Origin of the sequence: Micromonospora humi (assembly GCF_900090105.1) — a bacterium.
Lineage (GTDB): Bacteria > Actinomycetota > Actinomycetes > Mycobacteriales > Micromonosporaceae > Micromonospora > Micromonospora humi.
Genome location: NZ_FMDM01000014.1, coordinates 16,396 through 38,895, shown reverse-complemented (window position 1 = coordinate 38,895; position 22,500 = coordinate 16,396). Strand labels below are relative to the sequence as shown.

The following is a 22,500-nucleotide window of genomic DNA, read 5'->3' as shown; positions in this document are numbered from 1 at the left end:
CCGTCCTCGGTGGTCGGGCGGGCCGGCGGTGCGCCGGCCCGCGCGGGTGTGCGTCGGGTTCAGAACAACGCGCTGGCCAGTGCGCGTCGGGCGGAGGCCACGGCGGGGTCGTCCGGGCCGGCGATGGTGAACAGGGCGATCAGGTGCTGGCGTACCCGGTCCCGCTCCTCGCCGGCGGTCCGGCGGACGGTGGCGACCAGGCGCTGGTAGGCCTGCTCGGCCAGGCCGCTGAGCACCTCGATGTCCGCGGCCAGCAACTGGGCGTCCACGTCGTCGGGGGCGGCCGCCGCGGCGTCGAGCGCGCCCTGCGGGTCCGCGCCGGCCACCCGACGGGCCAACCCGACCTGCGCCAGGCCGGCCTCCGCCGCCGCGTCGGCCGGGGACTCGGCCAGGATCTTCCGGTATTCCGCCTCGGCGGCGTCGAGGTCGCCGCTCATCAGCGCGTCGTCGGCCGCGTCGAGCCTCGGATCCTCCGGCTCGGCCACGCTGACCCCGGCGGCCTTGAGCACGGCCTGGAGCCACTTGCGCAACTCCGACTCGGGCAGCGGGCCGGGAAAGGCGTCGACCGGGCGGCCACCGACGATGGCGTAGGTGGTGGGCAGCGCCTGGAGCTGGAACATCTGCGCGAGCCGGGGCTGCTGCTGCACGTCGACCCGGGCCAGGAGCCACGCTCCGGCGCCCTCGGCGGCCAGCTTCTCCAGCACCGGGGCGAACTGGTCGCTCTCCGGGTAACCGGCGGCGCCGAAGAAGACCACGACCGGTGTGCTGAGCGAGCGTTCGAGCACCTCGGACTGGATGTTCGCCTCGGTCACGTCGATCACGGCGGCCGAGCCCGCCGGGCTGCCCGGCAGCCCGGCGGGTGGGGCGCCCTGGGACGGTGTGGCGGGAGGGGTGTCGGCCGGTGCGGGGGTGCGCAGCGCGCTGAGGTCGACCGCGCCGCGGGTGAAGATCGACGAGGTGATCCGTGGGTCGCTCATGGTTGTCTAGTCTCGCACGTGCCGCACCGAACTCCGCTCAGCCGCAACGGCGACGTTGCGACTCTCACCCCTGCTCAGACGCTAGAAACGGGCGGGCTCCCGGTAGACGCCCCACTCGCCGCGCAGCGCGTCGCAGATCTCGCCCAGGGTGGCCTCGGCGCGGACCGCGTCCAGCATCGCCGGGATCATGTTCTCCCCGGTGCGGCTGACCTCCACCATGTGGCGTACGGCGGCGGTGACCGCGGCGTCGTCGCGGACCGACTTGCGCTCGGCCAGCACCCGGCGCTGCTCCAGCTCCACCTCGTGCGAGATACGCAGGATCTCCAGCTCCTTGGCGACCGTGCCGGTGTGGCAGTTCACGCCGACGATCTTCTTGTCGCCCTTCTCCAGCGCCTGCTGGTAGACGAACGCCGACTCGGCGATGTGCCCGGTGAACCAGCCGTCCTCGATGCCGCGCAGGATGCCCGACGTCATCGGGCCGATCTGGTGCGGACCCTCGCCGCCGAGCTGCTTGATCCGCGCGAAGATCTCCTCCGCCTCGGCCTCGATCCGGTCGGTGAGCGCCTCGACGTACCAGGCGCCGCCGAGCGGGTCGGCCACGTTCGTCACCCCGGTCTCCTCCATCAGCACCTGCTGGGTACGCAGGGCGATCTCGGCGGACTCGTCGGTGGGCAGCGCGAGCGTCTCGTCCAGCGCGTTGGTGTGCAGCGAGTTGGTGCCGCCGAGCACCGCCGCCAGCGCCTCCACCGCGGTGCGTACCACGTTGTTGACCGGCTGCTGGGCGGTCAACGACACCCCGGCGGTCTGCGTGTGGAACCGCAGCCACTGCGCCTTCTCGCTGGTGGCCCCGTAGACGTCGCGCAGCCAGCGGGCCCAGATCCGGCGCGCGGCCCGGAACTTGGCGATCTCCTCGAAGAAGTCGAGGTGCGAGTCGAAGAAGAAGCTCAGCCCGGGGGCGAAGACGTTGACGTCCAACCCGCGCGACAGGCCCAGCTCGACGTAGCCGAAGCCGTCGGCCAGCGTGTACGCCAGCTCCTGCGCGGCGGTCGAGCCGGCCTCCCGGATGTGGTAGCCGGAGACCGAGAGCGGCTTGTAGCGCGGGATCTCGGCGGCGCAGTATTCCATCAGGTCGCCGATCAGGCGCAGGTGCGGCTCGGGGTCGAAGAGCCACTCCTTCTGCGCGATGTACTCCTTGAAGATGTCGGTCTGCAGCGTGCCGTCCAGCGTGGACAGGTCGGCGCCCTGCCGCTCGGCGGCCACCAGGTACATGCAGAAGACCGGCACGGCCGGGCCGGAGATGGTCATCGAGGTGGTGACGCCGGCCAGGTCGATGCCGTCGAAGAGCACCTCCATGTCGGCGGCCGAGTCGACCGCCACGCCGCAGTGACCGACCTCGCCGAGCGACTGCGGGTCGTCCGAGTCGCGCCCCATCAGCGTCGGCATGTCGAAGGCGACGGAGAGCCCGCCGCCACCGGCGCCGAGGATCATCTTGTAGCGCTCGTTGGTCTGCCGGGCGTTGCCGAAGCCGGCGAACTGCCGGATGGTCCAGGCCCGTCCGCGGTAGCCGGTGGGGTGCAGACCCCGGGTGTACGGGAACTCGCCCGGCCAGCCGATCCGCTCGAAGCCCGGGTACGCGGTCCCCTCCGGCGGGCCGTACACCGGGTCGACCGGCAGCCCGGAGAGCGTGGTGAAGTCCGCGTCGCGCTTGCGGGCGGCGTCGTAGCGGGCCTGCCAGCGGGCACGGCCAGCGGCGATCTCGTCAGCGTCCATGCGCGGAGCTCCTCCTCGAAGTCCTCGTCAGAAGACCGAGTGTAGAACGTGCACCTGAACGATCGCTAAGGACGGGCGTACCGGCCGGTAACCCGCGAGCAGGGCCCGTCGTGGCCGGCCCGCGTCCTCGGCCGACACGGAGGTCCACGGCCCGACGGGCGAGGTGGACCTGCTGCCCGGCGACGAGGTCGAGCTGGTCCGCCCCCACGACGCCTGACCCGACCGACCAGCCTCGGGCATCGTCCCGACCTGGCCCGTCAGCCCCGACGCCCCGAGTCACGGGCCGACTCGCAACCGACGCCAGTTCGTCGAAGTGGCGGGATCCCCACCGGCGTGACACCGCCACTTCGGCGTACCGGCGTTGATCAACGCCAGGCTGGGCGCCTGTCGAGCCGACGACGAGGATGACTCAGGCACCCGCCGTTGCCTCGCGTCCGGTGGGCCTGCATGTCCGTTCGACGCGTTCGCGGTGCCTCGAACACACCCATGGTGTTCCACCCACGGTCCGCGTACGGCGCGGGGGCGGTGACGTACCGCCCGGGCGGGCGGGCCGGCGTCCGGAGGACGGAATCAGCTGAGCGACGTGCCCGGGGCACCGATCGCCACGTCGTCCACCCGGATGTTGATCTCGTCGACGCGCAGCCCGTACGCCTCGACCGCGGACGTGACAGCGGCCCGCACGCCGTCGGTGACCTGTGGCACCGGGTGACCACCGTCGATCACGATGACCAGGTTGACCACCGCCGCGCCGTCGGTGACGTGCGCCGAGCAGCCCCGTCGGGCGTCGCCGAGCTGGTCCAGACCGACCCGGTCGAACACGGCGTTGAAGAACCGGGCCACGTCACCACCCAGCTCGGCCACGCCGGGGACGGACTTCGCGGCGGCCACCGCGATCTTCTCCACCACCTCGTCGGCGACGTGCGTCGTCCCGCCCGCGGTGGCGTCCGGCGTCATCGACAGCTCCTGCGTAGCCTCGTGCTCCACGCCTGCTCCCCATCCCCCTCGCCCAACCAGACCCCGGGAGCGTAGCGGTTCAGGTGCCGAGCTGGGTCAGCAACTCGTCCGCCGCGGCGTACGGATCAAGGGTGCCCTCGGCCACCTTGGCGGCGAGCGACGGGAGCTGCGTACCGTCGCGCAGCGAACCGATCTTGGCGCGGAGGGCGCCGAGCGCGATGGCCTCGATCTCGGCGGCGGCCCGCGCCTCCCGGCGGCGGCGCAGCTCGTCGTGCTGCTCCAGCCAGTCGCGGTGCTTGTCGATCGCGGCCGCGATGTCGTCGATGCCCTCGGCCCGGGCGGCGATCGCACGCACCACCTGCGGGCGCCACTCCCCCGGGCCGCGCTCGCCGAGCGCGATCATGCCCTGGATGTCGCGCACGGTGGCGTCGACACCGTCCCGGTCGGCCTTGTTGACCACGAAGACGTCGGCGATCTCCAGGATGCCGGCCTTGACCGCCTGGATCGCGTCGCCCATGCCCGGGGCGAGCAGGACCAGCGTGGTGTCGGCCAGCGAGGCCACCTCCACCTCGGCCTGCCCGACCCCGACGGTCTCGACCAGCACCACGTCGCAGCCGGCGCCCTCCAGCACACGGACCGCCTGGGGCGTGGCCGCGGAGAGCCCGCCGAGGTGGCCCCGGCTGGACATGGAACGGATGTACACCCCGGGGTCGGTGGCGTGGTCCTGCATCCGGACCCGGTCGCCGAGGATCGCCCCGCCGGTGAACGGGCTGGACGGGTCGATGGCCAGCACGCCGACCCGGTGACCGCGCGCCCGAAGGGCGCGTACCAGCTCGTTCGTGGTGGTCGACTTGCCCACGCCCGGCGAACCGGTCAGGCCGACCACCTGGGCGTGCCCGGCGTAGGGCGCCAGCGCGGCCGCGACCCGCGGCAGCACCTCGTCGCCGGACTCGACCAGGGTGATCAGCCGGGCCACCGCGCGGGGGTCGCCCGCGCGGGCCCGCTCGACCAGCAGGGGTACGTCCCGGCTGCGGCGCACCGGGCCGGGGCCCGGGTTGGTCACGTCACTCACGCGTGCGACTCGCCGCCCGTCGGCACGTGGATGATCAGCGCGTCACCCTGGCCGCCGCCACCGCAGAGCGCGGCCGCGCCGGTGCCGCCACCCCGCCGCTTCAGCTCCAGCGCGAGCGTGAGCACCAGTCGGGCGCCGGACATGCCGATCGGGTGGCCGAGCGCGATGGCGCCGCCGTTGACGTTGACCTTGTCCGGGCTGATCCCGAGGTCACGGGTGGACTGGATGCCGACCGCGGCGAACGCCTCGTTGATCTCGATGAGGTCGAGGTCGTCGATGCCCAGGCCGCCCTTCTTCAGGGCGTGGTTGATGGCGTTCGACGGCTGCGAGTGCAGGGAGTTGTCCGGCCCGGCCACGTTGCCGTGCGCGCCGATCTCGGCCAGCCAGGTGAGCCCCAGCTCGGTCGCCTTGGCCTTGCTCATCACGACCACCGCGGCGGCGCCGTCGGAGATCGGGGAGGAGCTGCCGGCGGTGATGGTGCCGTCCTTGGTGAAGGCGGGGCGCAGCCTGCCCAGCGACTCGGCGGTGGTGTCCGGCCGGATGCCCTCGTCCTCGCCGACCACGAGCGGGTCACCCTTGCGCTGCGGGATGATCACCGGGGTGATCTCCTCGGCGAAGTGGCCGTTCTTCTGGGCGGCGGCGGCGCGCTGGTGGCTGGCGGCGGCGAACGCGTCCTGCTCCTCGCGGGCGATGCCGTGCCGCGCGCCGTGCCGCTCGGTGGACTCACCCATGGAGCAGCAGTCCCAGGCGTCGGTGAGGCCGTCGAGCGCCATGTGGTCCTTGACCGTCACGTCGCCGTACTTGTAGCCGGAGCGCTGCCCGAGCAGCAGGTGCGGGGCGTTGGTCATCGACTCCATGCCACCGGCCACCACGATGTCGAACTCGCCGGCGCGGATGAGCTGGTCGGCCAGCGCGATCGCGTCCAGGCCGGAGAGGCAGACCTTGTTGATGGTCAGCGCCGGGGTGGACATCGGGATGCCGGCCTCGACGGCGGCCTGCCGGGCCGGGATCTGGCCCGCGCCGGCCTGGAGCACCTGCCCCATGATCACGTACTGCACCTGGTCGGGTGCCGCGCCGGCGCGCTCCAGCGCCGCCTTGATCGCGATGCCGCCGAGCCTGGTCGCCGGGAGGTCCTTGAGGTTGCCCAGCAGGCGGCCCATCGGGGTCCGCGCGCCGCTGACGATCACCGAAGCCATGCCTGCCTCCGAGGGGGGTGCCGACCTGTACGCCTTAACGATTGTTCGGTCAGACTAGCGCCATGGCTGAGAACTCCTCCGTCGAGCCCGCTGCCGAGTTTGTCACAGACATCGGTCTGCGCCGCATCGACCACGTCGGGATCGCGGTCGCGGACCTGGACGCCGCGATCGACTTCTACCAGCGCACCTTCGGCATGCGCTGCGTGCACACCGAGACGAACGACGAGCAGGGCGTACGCGAGGCGATGCTGGCGGTCGGGCCGGACGCCTCCGGCGGCATGGTGCAGCTGCTGGCCCCGCTCTCGCCGGACAGCACGATCGGCAAGTTCCTGGACAAGCGCGGTCCCGGCATCCAGCAGGTCGCCTACACGGTGGCGGACATCGACGTGGCCTGCGCGGCGCTGCGCGAGCGCGGCGTCCGGCTGCTCTACGAGGCCCCGCGGCGCGGGACGTCCGACTCCCGGGTCAACTTCGTGCACCCGAAGGACGCCGGCGGCGTGCTGATCGAGCTGGTCCAGCCCGCCTGAGATGCAAGCAGGGCCCCCTTGTTAACAGACGTCTGTTAATAGGGGGCCCTTCCTAACACGTGGGAAGACGCGCGGCCATGCGCGGTTTCACGTTCCCACGGACATCTCCACGCATCGGCCGATGCAGTTTTTCACAGAGGACTTCCCGCCCTAGCTACCGTTCAGTAACGTCCGGGCCCACAGGAGCGCGACCGGTGCCGGATGTGTCGATTGCCGACATGGTTCCCCGTCGCGCCGGCGCCGACGATGGCAGCACCCCTGCCCCGGTGCGGGTGCTGACGAACGGGAGGTCACCGTGCAGGACATCCTTGAAGCGATCATGGCGGCGGAGGGCTCGACGCAGCCGGAACGGGAACTCGCCGGCCTCGCCGGCCTGCCGGTGCCGGAGAGCTACCGCGGCGTGGTGGTCCGCGCCGAGGACACCCGGATGTTCGACGGCATGGCCACCCGGGACAAGGACCCGCGCAAGGCGCTGCACCTGCAGGAGGTGCCCACCCCGGAGCTGGCTCCCGGTGAGGCGCTGGTCGCGGTGATGGCCAGCGCGATCAACTACAACACCGTGTGGACGAGCATCTTCGAGCCGCTGCCCACGTTCAAGTTCCTCCAGCGCTACGGCCGGCTCTCCGAGCTGACCCGCCGGCACGACCTGCCGTACCACGTGGTCGGCTCGGACGCGGCCGGCGTGGTGCTGCGGACCGGGCCCGGGGTGACCCGGTGGAAGGCCGGCGACGAGGTCGTCGCGCACTGCCTGTCGGTCGAGCTGGAGGACGCCGCCGGCCACGACGACACCATGCTCGACCCGCAGCAGCGGATCTGGGGTTTCGAGACCAACTTCGGCGGCCTGGCCGAGCTGTGCGTGGTCAAGGCCAATCAGCTGATGCCGAAGCCGCGCCACCTGAGCTGGGAGGAGGCGGCCAGCCCCGGGCTGGTCAACTCCACCGCCTACCGGCAGCTCGTCTCGCACCACGGGGCGAACATGAAGCAGGGCGACGTGGTGCTGATCTGGGGCGCCTCCGGCGGCCTGGGCGGGTACGCCACCCAGATGGCGCTCAACGGCGGCGCGATCCCGGTCTGCGTGGTCTCCTCCCCGGAGAAGGCCGAGCTGTGCCGGAAGATGGGCGCCGAGCTGGTCATCGACCGCACCGCCGAGGGCTTCCGGTTCTGGTCCGACGAGAACACGCAGGACCAGGACGAGTGGCGCCGCTTCGGCGAGCGGATCCGTCAGCTGACCGGCGGCGAGGACCCGGACATCGTGTTCGAGCACCCGGGCCGGGAGACGTTCGGCGCCAGCGTCTACGTCGCCAAGAAGGGCGGCACGATCGTCACCTGCGCCTCCACCAGCGGCTTCCTGCACCAGTACGACAACCGCTACCTGTGGATGCACCTCAAGCGCATCGTCGGCAGCCACTTCGCCAACTACCACGAGGCGTGGCAGGCCAACCGGCTGGTCGCGCTCGGCAAGGTGCATCCGACCGTGTCGAAGACGTACCCGTTGGAGCAGACCGGCCAGGCCGCGTACGAGGTGCACCGCAACGCGCACCAGGGCAAGGTCGGCGTGCGCTGCCTCGCGCCGGGCGACGGGCTCGGCGTCCGGGACACCGAGCTGCGGTCCCGGCACGAAAGCGCGATCAACAGGTTCCGCGGGCACTGACCGTACGGCGACGCCGGATTGCCTTTCCGGCCGACCGTGACGCCATTCGACTGGCGTGCAGACAGTCGTGCGGACAAAGGGCCGCGGGTACCGACCCGCGGCCCTTTCCCGGCATCGTCGCCGCGACGCCCGCCGCGCCCGGGACCTGCCAAGATCGCCGGTTGGTCCGGCCTCGCCGGTCGTGCGAGTTGACCATGTAAAGAGGACGCGAAAGCTGCCGACCACTCTTGCGAACCACCCTGGGGCGTCTGCGAGTATGTCCCAATGCCCCAGCAGCAGTCCTCCCCTCTTGCGTTCTTCGATAACGCGAACTCACAGCCCGATTTCACTGTTGGCCTGCGCGGATACAACACCAACCAGGTCGACGACTTCATCGGCCGGCTGAGCGCCGCACTGAGCCAGTCCGAGCAGGCCCGCGCCGAGGCCGAGCAGCGGATGAACGACGCCCAGCGCCGCCTCCGGCAGGCCGAGCAGCGCCAGGGCGCGCTCGAGCAGAAGCTCACCGAGACCAACAAGCAGCTCGAGGAGAACAGCCGGCCGACCCTCTCCGGCCTGGGCACCCGCGTCGAGCAGATCCTCCGGCTGGCCGAGGAGCAGGCCAACGACCACCGCAACGAGGCCAAGCGCGAGTCGGAGGGCATCCTCTCCGCCGCCCGCCTCGAGGCCCGGGAGATCACCGACAAGGCGCGCGCCGAGGCGGCCGCCATGAAGGCCACCGCCGAGCGTGAGGCCGGCAGCGTCCGCACCGCCGCCGAGCGTGAGGCCGCCGAGGTGCGCGTGCAGGCCCGCCGGGAGGCGGACACCCTGCGCGCCGACGCCGACCGGGAGACCAAGCAGCTGCGTACGGTCACCGCGCACGAGGTGGCCGAGCTGAAGTCGACCGTCGAGCGGGAGGTCGCCACCCTGCGCGCCACCGCCGAGCGGGAGATCACCCAGCAGCGGGCCAAGGCCGCCCGGGAGGCCGAGGAGAAGCGGGCCGAGGCCACCAAGCTGCTCACCGACGCGCGCGACAAGCGCGACAAGGACCTGCAGGCGCTGGAGCTGCAGCTCGCCGAGCGGCGCGAGAAGGCCGAGCGCGAGGAGTCGGCGCGGCACGCCGCCCAGGTCAGCCAGACCCAGAAGATGGTCAACGAGGCCGAGCAGCGGGCGCGCGCCGCCCAGGAGCGGGCGAAGGAGATCGAGCAGCGGGCCGAGGCGCGCCGGGTCGAGTCCGAGCGCACCGCCAACGACACCGTCGACAAGGCCAAGGCGCTGGCCGACAAGACGCTGAACGAGGCCCGGGCCGAGTCGCAGCGGGTGCTCAACGAGGCTCGCACCGAGGCCGAGCTGACCACGCAGGCGGCCCGCCGCGAGGTGGAGGACCTCACCCGCCAGAAGGACGCGGTCACCTCGCAGCTCGGGCAGATGCTCTCCGGCCTGGCCGGCATCGTGCCGGGCGTGCCGGCGGGCGGCAACAAGGCCGAGGCGCCGAAGGCCGACGCCGCCGGCCAGAAGGTCACGGCCGAGTCGGCCGGCTGAGCACCACCCGCTGACGGGGCATGAGCCGCGGCGCGGAGTGACACCGGGTTACCGGTGCCACTCCGCGCCGTCATGCTTTCTCCGGACCGTTTCGCCACGAGGGTGAAGTAGGTCCCAGAAGGGGCGTCCGTATCGCCCCCACAGAGCCGGATGCGTGTGAGGATGGGGGCATGTCGCACGGCGAGGAACTGTTCGCGCTCGGCGGGGACGTGACCACGGAACCCAGCTTCGAGTCCGCGCTGCGGGGATACGAGAAACGTCAGGTCGACCGCTACGTCGCCCGCGCCGAGCACGAGATCGCGGCGCTGACCACCGAGCGGGAGCAGGCGTACACCCAGATCCACAAGCTGGCCGGCCAGGTCGAGGTGCTGCAACGCGACCTCGCCCAGGTGCGCAAGCAGGTGGGTGTGGTCGACCGAGCCTCGTTCCGGCATCTCGGTCCCCGGGTCGAGCAGATCCTCACCATGGCCGAGGAACAGGCCGACGACATCCTCGCCGCCGCCAACGAGGAGATCGAGGCTCGCCGGGCCGCCGCCGAGCACATCGTCGAGGAGGCCCGGGAGCAGGCCGCGCAGGCCCTCAAGGACTTCGAGATCGCGCTCGCCGCCCGCCGGGCCGAGGAGGAGCGGCACACCGCCGCCCGCAAGGCCGAGGCGGAGGCCACGCTGAAGGCCGCCAAGGACGAGTCCACCAAGCTGCGGACGGCCGCCCAGGACGAGGCCGAGAAGCTGCGCCGGACCGCCCAGGACGCGCTGGCCAAGGCCCAGCAGGAGGCCACCCAGCTGCGGGACACCGCCAAGGAGATCCACTCCCGGGCCCAGCAGGAGGCCGCGCGACTGCGCGAGTCGGCCAAGGAGGCGCTGGCCAAGGCCCAGCAGGAGGCCAACCAGCTGCGCGAGGCGGCCAAGGAGGTGCACGCCAAGGGTCAGCAGGAGGCCAAGCGGCTCACCGACGCCGCCGCCGAGGCCGGTCGGGCCACCCACGCCAAGGCGCTGGCCGAGGCCAAGAAGATCGTGGACGACGCGGAGGAGGCCGCCAAGGCCACCCGTGGCCGGGCCCGCACCGAGGCCAACCGGCTCACCACCGAGGCCGTCGAGGCCGGCAAGCGCAACCGCGCCGAGGTCGAGGCGTACGTGCAGCGCATGCGCACCGAGACCGAGGCGTACGTGCAGCAGTCCCGCGCCCAGACCCAGCAGGAGCTGGGCGCCTGGCGGGCCGGGGTGGAGAAGGAGGTGGCCGGGCAGCGGGAGAAGGCGGAGAAGGAGCTGGCCCAGCGCCGGGCCGCCGCCGAGCAGGAGTTCGCCAAGCGCCGCGACGAGCTGGACAAGCAGCACACCGCCCGGCACGAGGAGCTGGAGCAGGCGTACACGACCCGGCGTGACGAGATCGAGCGCAACGCCGCGAGCATCCGGCAGGCCGCCGAGGAAGACGCGCTGACCATGCGGCAGCAGGCCGAGCTGGAGGCCGCCGAGTTGCTGCGCCGGGCCGAGGCGAGCGCCACCGAGCAGCGCCGCAAGGCCGACGAGCACGTCGCGGCCTCGCGTCGCCAGTTCGAGGAGTACGCGGCCACCACCCAGCAGCACCTGGCCACCACCCAGCAGCACCTCGCCGCCACCCAGCAGGAGGTGGCCGCCGGCCGGCAGCAGCTCGCCGGGGTGATGCTGGAGATCGCCAAGGCCCAGCAGGAGCTTGCCGACCTGCGCACCGAGACGTGGAAGTCCCGGCAGGAGTCCGACGACCTGGAGAACCGGCTCACCGCGCTGCGGCGGGACGCCGACTCGGCCGGCATCGCCGCCACCCCGGTCGACCCCGGTGACCTCGCCACCGCCGCCAACGGCGGCCGGCCGACGGGCGACGGCGTTCCCGTGGGCAGCGGCGGCCGGTCGACGGGTGACGGTGTTCCCGTGGGCGGCGGCGACCCGGCCGACGGTGGCGCCTTGGTCGGCGCCGGGGCGGCGAAGGGCACGGCCGCGGTGCCGGCCAACGGCACCGGGCCGGAGAAGGGCGGGACCCGGTCGACCGGCGAGCCGGCCGAGGCCGGGCAGGCGAAGCCGATCGCCGAGCCGGTGACGACGATGGACTCGGCCGTCGGGGCGGGCGTCGACGGCGAGCCCACCGTGGCCGCCGTACCGGGCGAGGGCGGCCGGGGCGCCACACCCACGAAGATCACCAGCACCGGCGAGAACGGCAAGCGCCCGACCAAGCCCACCACCGACGAGCGCAGCGCCAACCCCAGCGCCGTCACCGTCGACAAGGACTGACCCGCCCCCCTCGGATTGATCAAGGAGTTCGTGTCGGAGTCGATCTCCCCGATGACACGAACCCCTTGATCACCATCCGGCCCCACCCCACCGGGGCACGTCGCGTGGGTGATCATGAAGTTGTCCGCCTCGGAGAGCGCTTTCCACACCGTCAGCCTCATGATCGACCGGGCGGGGAGAGGGCGGGCCGAGGGATGGTCGGCACGCGTGGCGGCCGCTAACCTGCGGGGCGGGGCCGCGGCGTCGACCACGCGCGGGCGGCTCAGGAGCGCTCCGACATGCCGGTCGGGGCGACGGGGAGCTGCGGGGGAGGCACGGTGTCGCAGGAGGGATCCGCCGCGCCGGAGGACGACGACCCGTTCGAGGCGTTGCGCGAGGAGCCGGAGCCGCGCGACCCGGGTCGCGCGCCGACACCGCCGCACGAGGCCGCTCCGAAGGACACCGCGCCGGCCCGACCTCCGGGTTCCGGCGCAGCGCGCCGCTCCAGCTCCGGACCCGGCCCGACGAACCCGACCGCAAGCACCGGCACCGCCCGCACCGGACCCGGCCCGACCACCGCGACCGCAAGCACCGGCACCGCCCGCACCGAACCCGGCCCGACCACCCCGACCGCAAGCACCGGCGCCGGCCCGACACCCCGGGCCGGAAGCACCGGCGCCGCCGTCACCGAGATCGAGCCGGGCGAGTTCGAGCCGTCCGGGCGCTTCGGCGTGCCGGGGCGGCCGCTGCGGCGCAACAGCTTCCTGGTCGGGTTCACCGGCGCGCTCGGCGTGCTGCTGGCGTACGCCGTCTTCCTGGGCGTCCGGAACGCGGCCGGCATCCTGGTCCTGGTGGTGATCGCGCTCTTCCTGGCGGTCGGCCTGCACCCGGCGGTGGTCCGGCTGCGCCGCTGGGGCCTGCCGCACGGGTTGGCGGTGGCGGTGGTGACGCTGACCGTGGTGCTGCTGATCGTGGGCGGCCTGCTCGCGCTGGTGCCCCCGGTGGTGACCCAGTCCGGGCAGTTCGTCCAGCAGCTACCCGGCTACGTCGAGGACCTGCGCCGCAATCCCACCGTCAACGACCTCGTGGTCCGCTACGACGTGATGGAGCGGGTCCGGTCGGCCGCGAACGCCGACACCATCAGCCGGGCGCTCGGCGGCGTGCTCGGCGGAGCGCAACTGATCTTCGGCACGATCTTCCGGGTCCTGACCGTGCTGGTGCTGACGATCTACTTCCTGGCCTACTTCGACAAGCTGCGCAGCCTCGGGTACGCGCTGGTGCCGCGCTCGCGCCGGGAGCGGGTACGGCTGATCGGCGACGAGATCCTCACCCGGGTCGGCGCGTACATGGTCGGCGCGCTGGCCATCGCGGTGCTCGCCGGGGCGAGCACGTTCGTGTTCGCGATGGTCGTCGACCTGCCCTACCCGTTCGCACTGGCCGTGGTGGTGGCGGTGACCGACCTGATCCCGCAGATCGGGGCGACCCTGGGCGCGGTGGTGGTGACGCTTGTCGGCCTCGCCACCGACCTGCCGGTGGGCATCGCCTGCCTGGTGTTCTTCGTGGTCTACCAGCAGGTGGAGAACTACCTGATCTACCCGAAGATCATGCGCCGGGCGGTGTCGGTGAACGAGGTGGCCGCGTTGCTCGCCGCGCTCCTCGGGGTGTCGCTGCTGGGCGTGGTGGGCGCGCTGATCGCCATCCCGACGGTGGCCGCGTTGCAGTTGATCCTGCGCGAGGTGGTGCTGCCCCGCCAGGACGCGCGCTGAGGCGCTACTCGGCGCTGCGCTGGGCCGGGCCGGGAACCGGCGTGTCGGCGAACGCGGCCACCGTGCGGTCGGCGTACGAGCTGACGTCGCCGGTCTCCATCGGGCCGTCCCAGGTCGTCGGCAGCGGCAGCGGCACGGCCGGGGCGACCCGCCGGACGATCTCGTCGAGCACCGTCTCCGCGTCGCCGACCCAGAGGTGCTTCGCGCCGTCCACGCCGACCACCTCGGCCTGCGGAATCGCGGCGAACCGCCGGCGGGCCTCCTCGGGGCGCAGGTAGTCGTCGAACTCCGGCACCAGGGCGGTCAGCGGCCGGCCCGACTCGGCCCAGACCGCGAGGTCCTCCGGGGCGGAGAAACGCAGCGGCGGGGAGAGCAGGATCGCGCCGGTGACCGCCGGGTCACAGCCGTGCTTCAGCGCCAGGTCGGTGCCGAACGACCAGCCCACCAGCCAGATGTTCGGCAGCTCGTGGAACTCGGCGTACTCGATCGCGGCGGCCACGTCGAACCGCTCGCCGTCGGCGTTGTCGAACGCCCCCTCGCTGGTGCCCCGGACGCTGCTGGTGCCCCGGGTGTTGAACCGGAGCACGGCCAGGTCGGCCAGCGCGGGCAGCCGCCAGGCCGCCTTGCGGAACACGTGGCTGTCCATCATCCCGCCGTGGGTGGGCAGCGGGTGCAGGCAGATCAGCGTGCCGACCGGTTCGCGGTCCAGCGGCCGGGCCAGCTCGCCGACCAGCGTCAGGCCGTCGGCGGTGTGCAGCTCGATGTCCTCCCGGCGGCCGGGCAGGATCGACGACGCGCGGATCGCAGTGCTCACCCTGCCAGTCTCCCGCGTCCCCGGCCGCGCCGCCCGCCGGGGTGATCCAGATCGCTCAGCCGTGGCGCGGGGCGCCGCGACCGCGCTGGAGGTTGGGGGCGCGTCGATCCCGGGCGCGCCAGCAACCGCTGTGCCAGTGCCGGCGGTCGGTGAGGTCCCCCCGGTCGTCGGCCGGCCAGGCGACCAGGTGCGGCACGCCGGGACGGATCTCCTGGTCACAGCCGGGACAACGGTACGTCTTGGCGGACGCGCCCCCGCTGATCCCGCGTACCTGCCAGTCGCCGTCGCGCCACTGCTGCACGGTCGGCACGCCGTGCCGGGCTCGTTCGGCGTCCAGGCCGGGACCTTCCTCCCGGCGGGGCCGATTGCGACGGGGACTCACAACTGCCAAGCCTACGGCCCGAGTCCGCGCGTTCTCGGCACGGGCACGCCCCGCGGGAGGGGACGGGTTCCGCACCAAGATCGCGCGCGTGGTGGGTCAGGGCCAGGTCTGCGGGTCGGCGGGGTTCCCGGCCACCTTCGCGCCGGCCAGGAGCGTCCCCGCCTCCGCCTCGGTGAACCCCGACGGTTCGGCTCCCGCGACCGCCCACCGCAACTGGGCGATCAGGTCCACTCTCGGCAGGCCGAGCAGTTCCAGGCTCGTACCGTCCGGGCTGAGGTACGCGGGGCGCCCGGCCACCGTCCGGTTTCCCTCGGTCCGACCACCGGCGACGTGACTCGCGTAGCGGTACCGCAGCCACATGTACTGCGTCCGCGCGCGGTTGATCGTCACCTCCGCGGTCACCAGGCCCGGGAACGAGGAGACGTCCACGTCGCAACCGGCGACCCGCGCGCCGGTCGGCAGCTCCGTCGGCCGTACCGGGCTGGCACAGCGGCGGGCGGTGTCGAAGCGGAGCACGTCCACCGCACGGCGAAACGCGCTCTGGTCGAGGTCCGTCGTGCTGGCGCGGGCGTACAACCCCGGCACCGGCTGCCAGCTCATCAGCAGCCCGGCGCTCCCCGACACGGGCCTGATGCTGCCGTCGAACGGCAACGGGTCCCGCACCACGTCCACCGGCAGTCCCTCGACCGGGAAGTCGTCCAGTCCTCCCGCCGCAGCGGTGACCTCGACCAGGACCGGCGTGCCGGCGCCGACGCTGAACCGGACCGATTCGATCGTCCCCTGGTGCGCAGCCCAGCTCAGATAGCGAGCCCGGTCCGGGTCCACGCCGAAGTGCAGCACCTGCGGATCGCTACCGACCAGGGTCGGCTCGGTGGCCGCGCCGGGCACCCCGCCGGCGAGTGGCGGCACCGGGGGCGGCGCCACCGCCGGCGTCGTGGCGGTCCACGGCAGCCGCCCGGCCAGCCCGCCCACGTCCGCCCGCACCACGCCGACGAAACCGAGCACGCCGACCAGGGCGAGCGCGGTCCCGGCGGCGGCCCGGCGGCGGATCTGCCGGCGTCGGCCGAGCGCGCGGGAGCCGCGCAGCAGGCGGCGGGCGTCGATCTCCCCCTCGGCGCGCTCGCGCAGCACCGAGGCGATCCGCTGGTCGAGGTCGGTCACGGCCGGCTCCCCTTGGTCGTCGGGACGCCGCAGCGCTCCCGGAGGTGGGTGAGCGCCCGCATCGCGTGGGTGCGGACGGTGACCGGGGAGCAGTCGAGGATCTGGGCGATCGTGTGGTCGTCCAGATCCTCGTAGTAGCGCAGCACGAGCACGGCACGCTGGCGGTCGGGCAGGGCGCGGATCAACCGCCACATCTCGTCCCGGGCGGCCGCCTCGCCGTCCAGGTCGCCCCGCTGGGGCCGCTCGGCGAACGTGTCCACCGCCAGCTCGCGGCTGGAGCGCCGCCGCCACCAGGAGTTGTTGGCGTTGACCAGCATCCGCCGCACGTACACGTCGGGCCGGTCCGCGCGGGCGATCCGCCGCCAGTGCACGTACGCGCGGGCCAGCACGTCCTGGGTCAGGTCCTCGGCGCGGTGCGCGTCGCCGGTCAGCAGCCGGGCCAGGCGTAACAGGGCCGGGCCCCGGCTGCCGACGTACTCCTCGAAGGTCACACCCTCATGACGCCGTCACCGGCGCGGCTTGTTGACCCGGCTCAGCGGTTGGTGTGGTCGCGGAACCCGCGACCGCTCTTGCGCCCCAGGTAGCCGGCGGTGACCAGGTGCTCCAGCAGCGGCGCCGGGGCGAATCCGGGCTCGCGCAGCTCCAGGTACAGCTCCCGCTGGATGGCCAGCGAGACGTCCAGGCCGACCACGTCGAGCAGCTCGAACGGGCCCATCGGGTAACCGCAGCCGAGCTTCATCGCGTAGTCGATGTCGTCGGCGGTGGAGTAGCTGGCCTCCAGCATCTTCACCGCGTCGTTCAGGTACGGGAAGAGCAGCGCGTTGACGATGAAGCCGGACCGGTCGCCGCAGACCACACCGGTCTTGCCGACCGCGGCGCAGATCGCCCGGGCGGTGGCCGACGTCTCGGCGGAGGTGCGGATGGTCCGGACCACCTCCACCAGCGGCATGATCGGCGCCGGGTTGAAGAAGTGCAGGCCGACCACGTCGGCCGGCCGCTGGGTGGCCATCGCGACGTCGATCACCGGAAGCGAGGAGGTGGTGGTGGCGAGCACCACGCCCGGCTTGCAGATCTCGTCCAGGCTGGCGAACAGCGCCTTCTTGACGCTCAACTCCTCGACCACGGCCTCGACCACCAGGTCGACGTCGGCGAGGTGCTCCAGCGTGGCCGACCAGGTGATCCGGCCCATCGCGGCGTCCCGGTCGGTCTCGGCGAGCTTGCCCCGGACCACGCCCTTGTTGAGCGAGGTCTTGACCGCCTCGCAGACCTTGGCGGACTTCTCCGCGCCCCGGGTGACCGAGACGACCTCGTAGCCGGCCTTGGCGAAGACCTCGATGATGCCGGTGGCCATGGTGCCCGACCCCACGACGCCCACCTTGGCCACGGCCCGGGCGCCGTCGGCGACCGCGGCCTCCGCGGCGACCGGCGTGTGCTCGTCGGCGACCACCTTGGGCGAGCCCGGCCGCTCGTAGGTGTAGAAGCCGCGCCCGGACTTCCGGCCGAGCAGCCCGGCGGTGACCATCTGCTTGAGCAGCGGGGCCGGGGCGTGCCGCCGGTCCCGGCCGCCGCGCCGGTACATGGTGTCGAGGATCTCGTAGGCGGTGTCCAGCCCGATCAGGTCCATCAGCGCCAGCGGACCCATCGGCAGGCCGCAGCCGAGCTTCATGGCGGCGTCGATGTCCTCGCGGGTGGCGTAGCGGGCCTCGAACATGCCGACGGCGTGGTTCAGGTAGCCGAAGAGCAGCGCGTTGGCGATGAACCCGGCCCGGTCGCTGATGGTCACGTCGACCTTGCCGAGCCGCTCGCAGAGCGCCTCCACGTCGGCCACCACCTCGGCCGAGGTGACCACCGTGCGCACCACCTCGACCAGCTTCATCACCGGGGCCGGGTTGAAGAAGTGGATGCCGATGACCTGGTTCGGCCGGGTGGTCGCGACGGAGATCTCGGTGACGCTGAGCGACGACGTGTTGGTGGCCAGGATGGCGTCGGGCTTGCAGACCCGGTCCAGCTCGGCGAAGATCCGCTGCTTCAGGTCCAGGTGCTCGGGCACCGCCTCGATCACCAGGTCGACGTCGTGCAGGGCGCCCAGCCCGACCCGGAAGTCGACCCGCGACATCAGCGCGTCCCGGTCGGCCTCGGCGAGCTTGCCCTTGGCCACGGCGCGGTCGGTGGAGCCGGTCAGCGTGACCCGGCCGCGCTCCAGGGCGGCGTCGGAGATCTCCACGGCGGTCACGTCGACGCCGTTACGGGCGAACACCTCGACGATGCCGGCACCCATGGTGCCCAGACCCACCACACCCACCCTGGTGAACTCGCGCGCCACGACCGGCCTCCCTCGGTTGACTCCGCCGTTGCCGACTTGAACGGCCGCTAAGGTTATGCGCCGGAGTCTGCCACGTGACGCTGTGTTGTCGAGACGCCGTGGGATATTTCACGAGCTTGCCTCAGGCGGGCGCGACCACCCCGGCGAGCGCCAGCAGTTCGGCGACGAACTCGGCCGGGCGCTCCAGGTGCGGGCTGTGCCCGCAGCCCGGCAGCGCCACCTCCCGGTAGGCGCCGCCGGCCGCCGCGTACCGGTCCAGCACCGCGCGGGTCTGGGCGACCATCGGCTGCGGCGGGCACTCGCCGGCGCCGGGCCACCCGGGCACGATCCCGAGCTGACCGAGGTACGCCAGGTCGAACAGCGAGGTGTCCGAGACGATCACGTCGGCGTCGCCGCGTACCCAGGTCACCGGCGGCTTGACCGGCACGGCGACCAACTCGTCGGCGAGCCGGAAGTGGGCCGGGGCCAACGCGTTGAGCACGCCGCGCCGGCCGGCGGCGGTGCCCGGCCAGTTGGCCGAGCCGACCGCGGTGCCCGGGTAGTTGTCGTCCCCGGTGACGGTGGTCAGCATGCTCTCCAACAGCAGGTCCTCGTGCTCGCCGAGCGACGCCGGGTCGGCCACGTAGGCGGCGTGCAGCACGTTGCGCGGGCTGGTGGGGCCGTCGGCGCCCCGGTCACCGGCGGCGAGGCGGGCCACGAAGTCGGGGTTCGCGCCGCCCGCCCCGGTGCCGGCGAAGTCGGGCGTGGTGGGGGTGCCGTCGACGTCCCGGGTGCCGCCGAAGCCGTACGGCGAGACCGGCGCCGCCAGCAGCAGCCCGGCCACCCGCTCCGGGTGGTCGACCAGCAGGCGCATCGCCACCCCGCCGCCGAGCGAGTGCCCGGCCACCACCGGCCGGGCGCCGGGCGCGAACAGCCCGGGGACGTCGAGCAGGGCGGCCACGTCGTCGGCGACGTCACCGAGCCCTCGGGTGGCGTCGACCGGGGCGGTGTCGGTCTCGCCGTATCCGCGCAGGTCGGGGGCGACGACCCGGAGCGTCTCCGGCAGCCGGGGCAGCAACGGCTCCCAGAACGCCGAGGACGAGACGTTGCCGTGCACCAGCAGCACCGGCACGCCGTCCGGTGGGCCGGCCACCCGGACCGCCTGGGTGATGCCGTTGGCCTGAACCGTCTGCCGCGCGCTCCGCATCCGCGCATGCTGACACACCGCCCGGTCGGTGACCAGGTGGCCGGCAGCCATGCCGCGCGGCCCGCGCCTGTGGCCGAGCGCCCGGTCAGCCGGCGTCGACCGGCTGCGCCTCGCGCGACTCGATCGACTGCCGCGGTGCCGGCACGGGCAGCGGGAGGGTGGGCCGCTGGTCGCGGCGCGGCTGGCCGAAGCTCATTCCGACCGGATCGGTGCGGGCCACGCCCGGATCGTAGAGACGCAGGTCGGTGCGGCCGAGCCGGACCACGTCCCCGTCGGAGATCGGCACGCTGCCGGTGATGCGCGTGTCGTTGAGCCAGGTGCCGTTGGTGGAGCCGAGGTCGGTCAGCACCACCCCCTCACCGGTGGCCTGGACGGTGGCGTGCCGGCGGCTCAGGTGCGGGTCGGCGAGCACCACGTCGGCGGTCGGCGCCCGGCCGATCACCTGCACGCCCCGCCCGACCCGGAAGCTGAGCCCGCGCATCGCCCCGCCCGACACCGTCAGCAACGGCATCAGCTCAGGATGCTCCTCCATGGACAGTCGACCTCCACCCCACATCGCCCCGCGGCGCCAGCCTGCCACCTCACCGTAGTGGCTCCCACCGCCGCGCGGTCACCCCCGCGACCCCGGGTGGTCAACTCCCGTTCGCCGTTCGGACGGCCGGGAAGGGCGCGATCGGCCATTAGCTGATGTCGATGCGATGGTGATCGGTACGGGCAGCGTGCGGGCCCCGCGACACCTACCGGTGAGTAATGTTCGGGTCTAGACTGCGGCCATGACCGCCGTGCATGTCCCCGGGACCCCGCTCATCTCCGCCGGCCGACTGGTGTCGACCAGCCCGGCGACCGGCGCGGAGGCCGGCCGGCTGCCGGTGGCGACCGAGGCCGACGTGCGTGCCGCCGTCGAGCGGGCCCGCCCCGCCGCCGACTGGTGGGCCGGGCTCGGCTTCGACGGCCGGCGGGACCGGCTCCAGCGCTGGCGCGGGGTGCTCGCCCGGCGCATCGAGGAGCTGGCCGACCTGATGCACACCGAGGGCGGCAAGCCGGTCGGCGACGCCGTGGTCGAGATCCTCACCGCCCTGGAGCACGTCGACTGGGCCGCGCGCAACGCCCGGCGGGTGCTCGGCCCCCGGCGGGTCCGCTCCCGGCTGATCCTCGCCGAGTTCACCGGCCACCTCGAATACCAGCCGTACGGCGTGGTCGGCGTCATCGGGCCGTGGAACTACCCGGTCTTCACGCCGATCGGCTCCGCCGCCTACGCGCTGGCCGCCGGCAACGCGGTGGTGTTCAAGCCCAGCGAGTACACCCCGGCCGTGGGCCAGTGGCTGGTCGACCGGTTCGCCGAGGTGGTGCCGGAGCAGCCGGTGTTCCAGGCCGTGCACGGGCTGGGCGACGTGGGCGCGGCGCTCTGCCGCTCCGGGGTGGCGAAGGTGGCCTTCACCGGGTCCACCGCCACCGCCAAGAAGGTGATGGCGGCCTGCGCCGAGACGCTCACCCCGGTGCTGCTGGAGGCCGGCGGCAAGGACGCGATGATCGTCGACTCCGACGCCGACCTGGACGCCGCCGCCGAGGCGGCCGTCTGGGGCGGCCTGACCAACGCCGGCCAGACCTGCATCGGCATCGAGCGGGTCTACGCGGTCGAGCAGGTCTTCGACGCGTTCGTCGACAAGGTGGTGGCGAAGGCCGGCCGGCTGACCGTGGGCGCCGAGGGGTCCGACCTCGGCCCGATCACCATGCCGTCCCAGATCGACGTGATCCGCCGGCACATCGACGACGCGGTCGCCCGGGGCGGCCGGGCCGTGCTCGGCGGTCCGGAGGCGGTGCGGCCGCCGTACGTGCACCCGACCGTGCTGGTCGACGTGCCGGAGGACTCGACCGCCGTCCGGGAGGAGACGTTCGGCCCGACGCTGACCGTCAGCCGGGTCCGCGACGTCGACGAGGCCGTGGAGCGCGCCAACGCGCTGCCGTACGGCCTCGGGGGTTCGGTCTTCGGCCGGGCGCGGGCGGTGGCGGTGGCGCGGCGGCTGCGCTCCGGGATGGCCTCGGTCAACTCGGCGCTGACGTTCGCCGGCATGTCGACGCTGCCGTTCGGCGGCACCGGCGAGTCCGGCTTCGGGCGGATCCACGGCGAGGACGGGCTGCGCGAGTTCGGCCGCCCCAAGGCGATCACCCGCCGGCGGGCCCGCTCGCTGCTGCCCGCCATGACGTTCGAGCGCACCCCGGCCGACGTCGCCCGCCTGGTCAGGGTGGCCAAGCTGATGTACGGCCGGAAGCGCTAGAACAGCGTCAGCTCGTCGCGCTCGATGCCGCGCAGCTTGTCGTAGTCGACCACCACGCAGCGGATGCCGCGGTCGGTGGCGAGCACCCGGGCCTGCGGCTTGATCTCCTGCGCCGCGAAGACGCCGGTGACCGGCGCGAGCAGCGGGTCGCGGTTCATCAGCTCCAGGTAGCGGGTGAGCTGCTCCACCCCGTCGATCTCGCCGCGCCGCTTCACCTCGACCGCGACCGCGCCGGCGTTGGCGTCGCGGCAGAGCAGGTCGACCGGGCCGATCGCGGTCATGTACTCGCGGCGGACCAGCGTGTAGCCCTCGCCCAGCGTTGCCGGGTTGGCGGCGAGCAGCTCCTGCAGGTGCGCCTCGACGCCGTCCTTGCGCAGGCCGGGGTCGACCCCCAGCTCGTACGAGGTGTCCTGGAAGATCTCCTCCAGGGTGATGCGCAACTCCTCGCCGGCCTTGTTGACCACCCGCCACACGCCGGGTGCCTCCTCCAGCCGGCACGGCGGGCTCATCCAGTTCAGAGGCTTGTAGGCCCGGTCGTCCGCGTGGATCGACACCGAGCCGTCCGCCTTCACCATGAGCAGCCGGGTGGCCGGCGGCAGGTGAGCCGAGAGTCGTCCGACGTAGTCCACCGAGCACTTCGCAATGACCAACCGCACCCGACGAGGGTAGCCGAGCCCCCGGCCGGCG

At 73.0% G+C, this 22,500-nt stretch carries 19 protein-coding genes; 6 read left to right on the top strand and 13 right to left on the bottom strand.

Translation table 11 applies throughout. The features are described from left to right. Nucleotides 1–59: 59 nt before the first annotated feature. The 5 genes from GA0070213_RS23965 to GA0070213_RS23945 form a co-directional block, all read right to left on the bottom strand. The gene (locus tag GA0070213_RS23965) at nt 60–977 is read right to left on the bottom strand and encodes a tetratricopeptide repeat protein (protein WP_091069250.1); all 918 of its coding nucleotides are present in this window, start codon (nt 975–977) and stop codon (nt 60–62) included. An 81-nt stretch (nt 978–1,058) separates the two neighbouring features. Beyond that, on the bottom strand, nt 1,059–2,747 hold the full coding sequence (gene icmA / locus GA0070213_RS23960) for a coenzyme B12-dependent isobutyryl-CoA mutase large subunit (RefSeq protein ID WP_091069246.1): 1,689 nt from the start codon (nt 2,745–2,747) through the stop codon (nt 1,059–1,061). A gap of 570 nt (nt 2,748–3,317) precedes the next feature. Further along, on the bottom strand, nt 3,318–3,731 hold the full coding sequence (locus tag GA0070213_RS23955) for an Asp23/Gls24 family envelope stress response protein (RefSeq protein ID WP_091069244.1): 414 nt from the start codon (nt 3,729–3,731) through the stop codon (nt 3,318–3,320). Between the two features lie 49 nt (nt 3,732–3,780). Further along, entirely contained in the window at nt 3,781–4,773 is a 993-nt protein-coding gene (gene meaB, locus GA0070213_RS23950) for a methylmalonyl Co-A mutase-associated GTPase MeaB (RefSeq protein ID WP_091069240.1), read from the bottom strand. Then, nucleotides 4,770–5,969, bottom strand: coding sequence for an acetyl-CoA C-acetyltransferase (locus tag GA0070213_RS23945; protein ID WP_091069236.1), 1,200 nt, complete (start codon nt 5,967–5,969; stop codon nt 4,770–4,772). Before GA0070213_RS23945 ends, meaB begins: the two co-directional genes overlap by 4 nt. A gap of 62 nt (nt 5,970–6,031) precedes the next feature. Here GA0070213_RS23945 and mce point away from each other — a divergent pair, with 62 nt between their 5' ends. The 5 genes from mce to GA0070213_RS23915 all read left to right on the top strand — a co-directional run bounded on the left by mce (nt 6,032) and on the right by GA0070213_RS23915 (nt 13,671). Next, a complete protein-coding gene (gene mce, locus GA0070213_RS23940; RefSeq protein WP_091069231.1) occupies nt 6,032–6,496 on the top strand; it encodes a methylmalonyl-CoA epimerase in 465 nt (154 codons plus the stop codon). Nucleotides 6,497–6,791: 295 nt separating this feature from the next. Continuing rightward, a complete protein-coding gene (gene ccrA / locus GA0070213_RS23935; protein WP_091069225.1) occupies nt 6,792–8,147 on the top strand; it encodes a crotonyl-CoA carboxylase/reductase in 1,356 nt (451 codons plus the stop codon). A 264-nt stretch (nt 8,148–8,411) separates the two neighbouring features. Next, the gene (locus GA0070213_RS23930; RefSeq protein WP_091069222.1) at nt 8,412–9,665 is read left to right on the top strand and encodes a DivIVA domain-containing protein; all 1,254 of its coding nucleotides are present in this window, start codon (nt 8,412–8,414) and stop codon (nt 9,663–9,665) included. A 170-nt stretch (nt 9,666–9,835) separates the two neighbouring features. Continuing rightward, on the top strand, nt 9,836–11,926 hold the full coding sequence (locus GA0070213_RS23925) for a coiled-coil domain-containing protein (protein WP_091069220.1): 2,091 nt from the start codon (nt 9,836–9,838) through the stop codon (nt 11,924–11,926). A 671-nt stretch (nt 11,927–12,597) separates the two neighbouring features. Next, the gene (locus GA0070213_RS23915; RefSeq protein ID WP_091069608.1) at nt 12,598–13,671 is read left to right on the top strand and encodes an AI-2E family transporter; all 1,074 of its coding nucleotides are present in this window, start codon (nt 12,598–12,600) and stop codon (nt 13,669–13,671) included. Nucleotides 13,672–13,675: 4 nt separating this feature from the next. Here GA0070213_RS23915 and GA0070213_RS23910 read toward each other — a convergent pair whose 3' ends face one another. The 7 genes from GA0070213_RS23910 to GA0070213_RS23880 form a co-directional block, all read right to left on the bottom strand. After that, a complete protein-coding gene (locus GA0070213_RS23910) occupies nt 13,676–14,485 on the bottom strand; it encodes an alpha/beta hydrolase (protein ID WP_091069216.1) in 810 nt (269 codons plus the stop codon). 55 nt (nt 14,486–14,540) lie between these two features. After that, a complete protein-coding gene (locus tag GA0070213_RS23905; protein ID WP_091069213.1) occupies nt 14,541–14,867 on the bottom strand; it encodes a hypothetical protein in 327 nt (108 codons plus the stop codon). A gap of 96 nt (nt 14,868–14,963) precedes the next feature. Further along, nucleotides 14,964–16,028 carry a hypothetical protein gene (locus GA0070213_RS23900; RefSeq protein WP_091069209.1) on the bottom strand — a complete coding sequence of 355 codons (1,065 nt, stop codon included), beginning with the start codon at nt 16,026–16,028 and terminating at the stop codon, nt 14,964–14,966. Next, a complete protein-coding gene (locus GA0070213_RS23895) occupies nt 16,025–16,519 on the bottom strand; it encodes a SigE family RNA polymerase sigma factor (RefSeq protein ID WP_091069205.1) in 495 nt (164 codons plus the stop codon). Before GA0070213_RS23895 ends, GA0070213_RS23900 begins: the two co-directional genes overlap by 4 nt. Before the next feature lie 41 nt (nt 16,520–16,560). Continuing rightward, a complete protein-coding gene (locus GA0070213_RS23890; RefSeq protein ID WP_091069201.1) occupies nt 16,561–18,351 on the bottom strand; it encodes a 3-hydroxyacyl-CoA dehydrogenase family protein in 1,791 nt (596 codons plus the stop codon). A 121-nt stretch (nt 18,352–18,472) separates the two neighbouring features. Further along, nucleotides 18,473–19,537: an alpha/beta fold hydrolase gene (locus tag GA0070213_RS23885; RefSeq protein WP_091069197.1), complete on the bottom strand. Its 1,065-nt coding sequence runs from the start codon at nt 19,535–19,537 to the stop codon at nt 18,473–18,475. An 85-nt stretch (nt 19,538–19,622) separates the two neighbouring features. Next, complete coding sequence (locus GA0070213_RS23880; protein WP_091069193.1) at nt 19,623–20,069, bottom strand: FHA domain-containing protein; 447 nt, start codon at nt 20,067–20,069, stop codon at nt 19,623–19,625. Nucleotides 20,070–20,310: 241 nt separating this feature from the next. Between GA0070213_RS23880 and GA0070213_RS23875 the strand changes: the two genes are divergently transcribed. Beyond that, entirely contained in the window at nt 20,311–21,813 is a 1,503-nt protein-coding gene (locus tag GA0070213_RS23875) for an aldehyde dehydrogenase family protein (RefSeq protein WP_091069187.1), read from the top strand. On the opposite strand, the gene nucS is transcribed toward GA0070213_RS23875, so the two are convergent. Continuing rightward, the gene (nucS, locus tag GA0070213_RS23870) at nt 21,810–22,469 is read right to left on the bottom strand and encodes an endonuclease NucS (RefSeq protein WP_091069606.1); all 660 of its coding nucleotides are present in this window, start codon (nt 22,467–22,469) and stop codon (nt 21,810–21,812) included. The two genes, GA0070213_RS23875 and nucS, sit on opposite strands and share 4 nt — an antisense overlap. Nucleotides 22,470–22,500 lie beyond the last annotated feature (31 nt).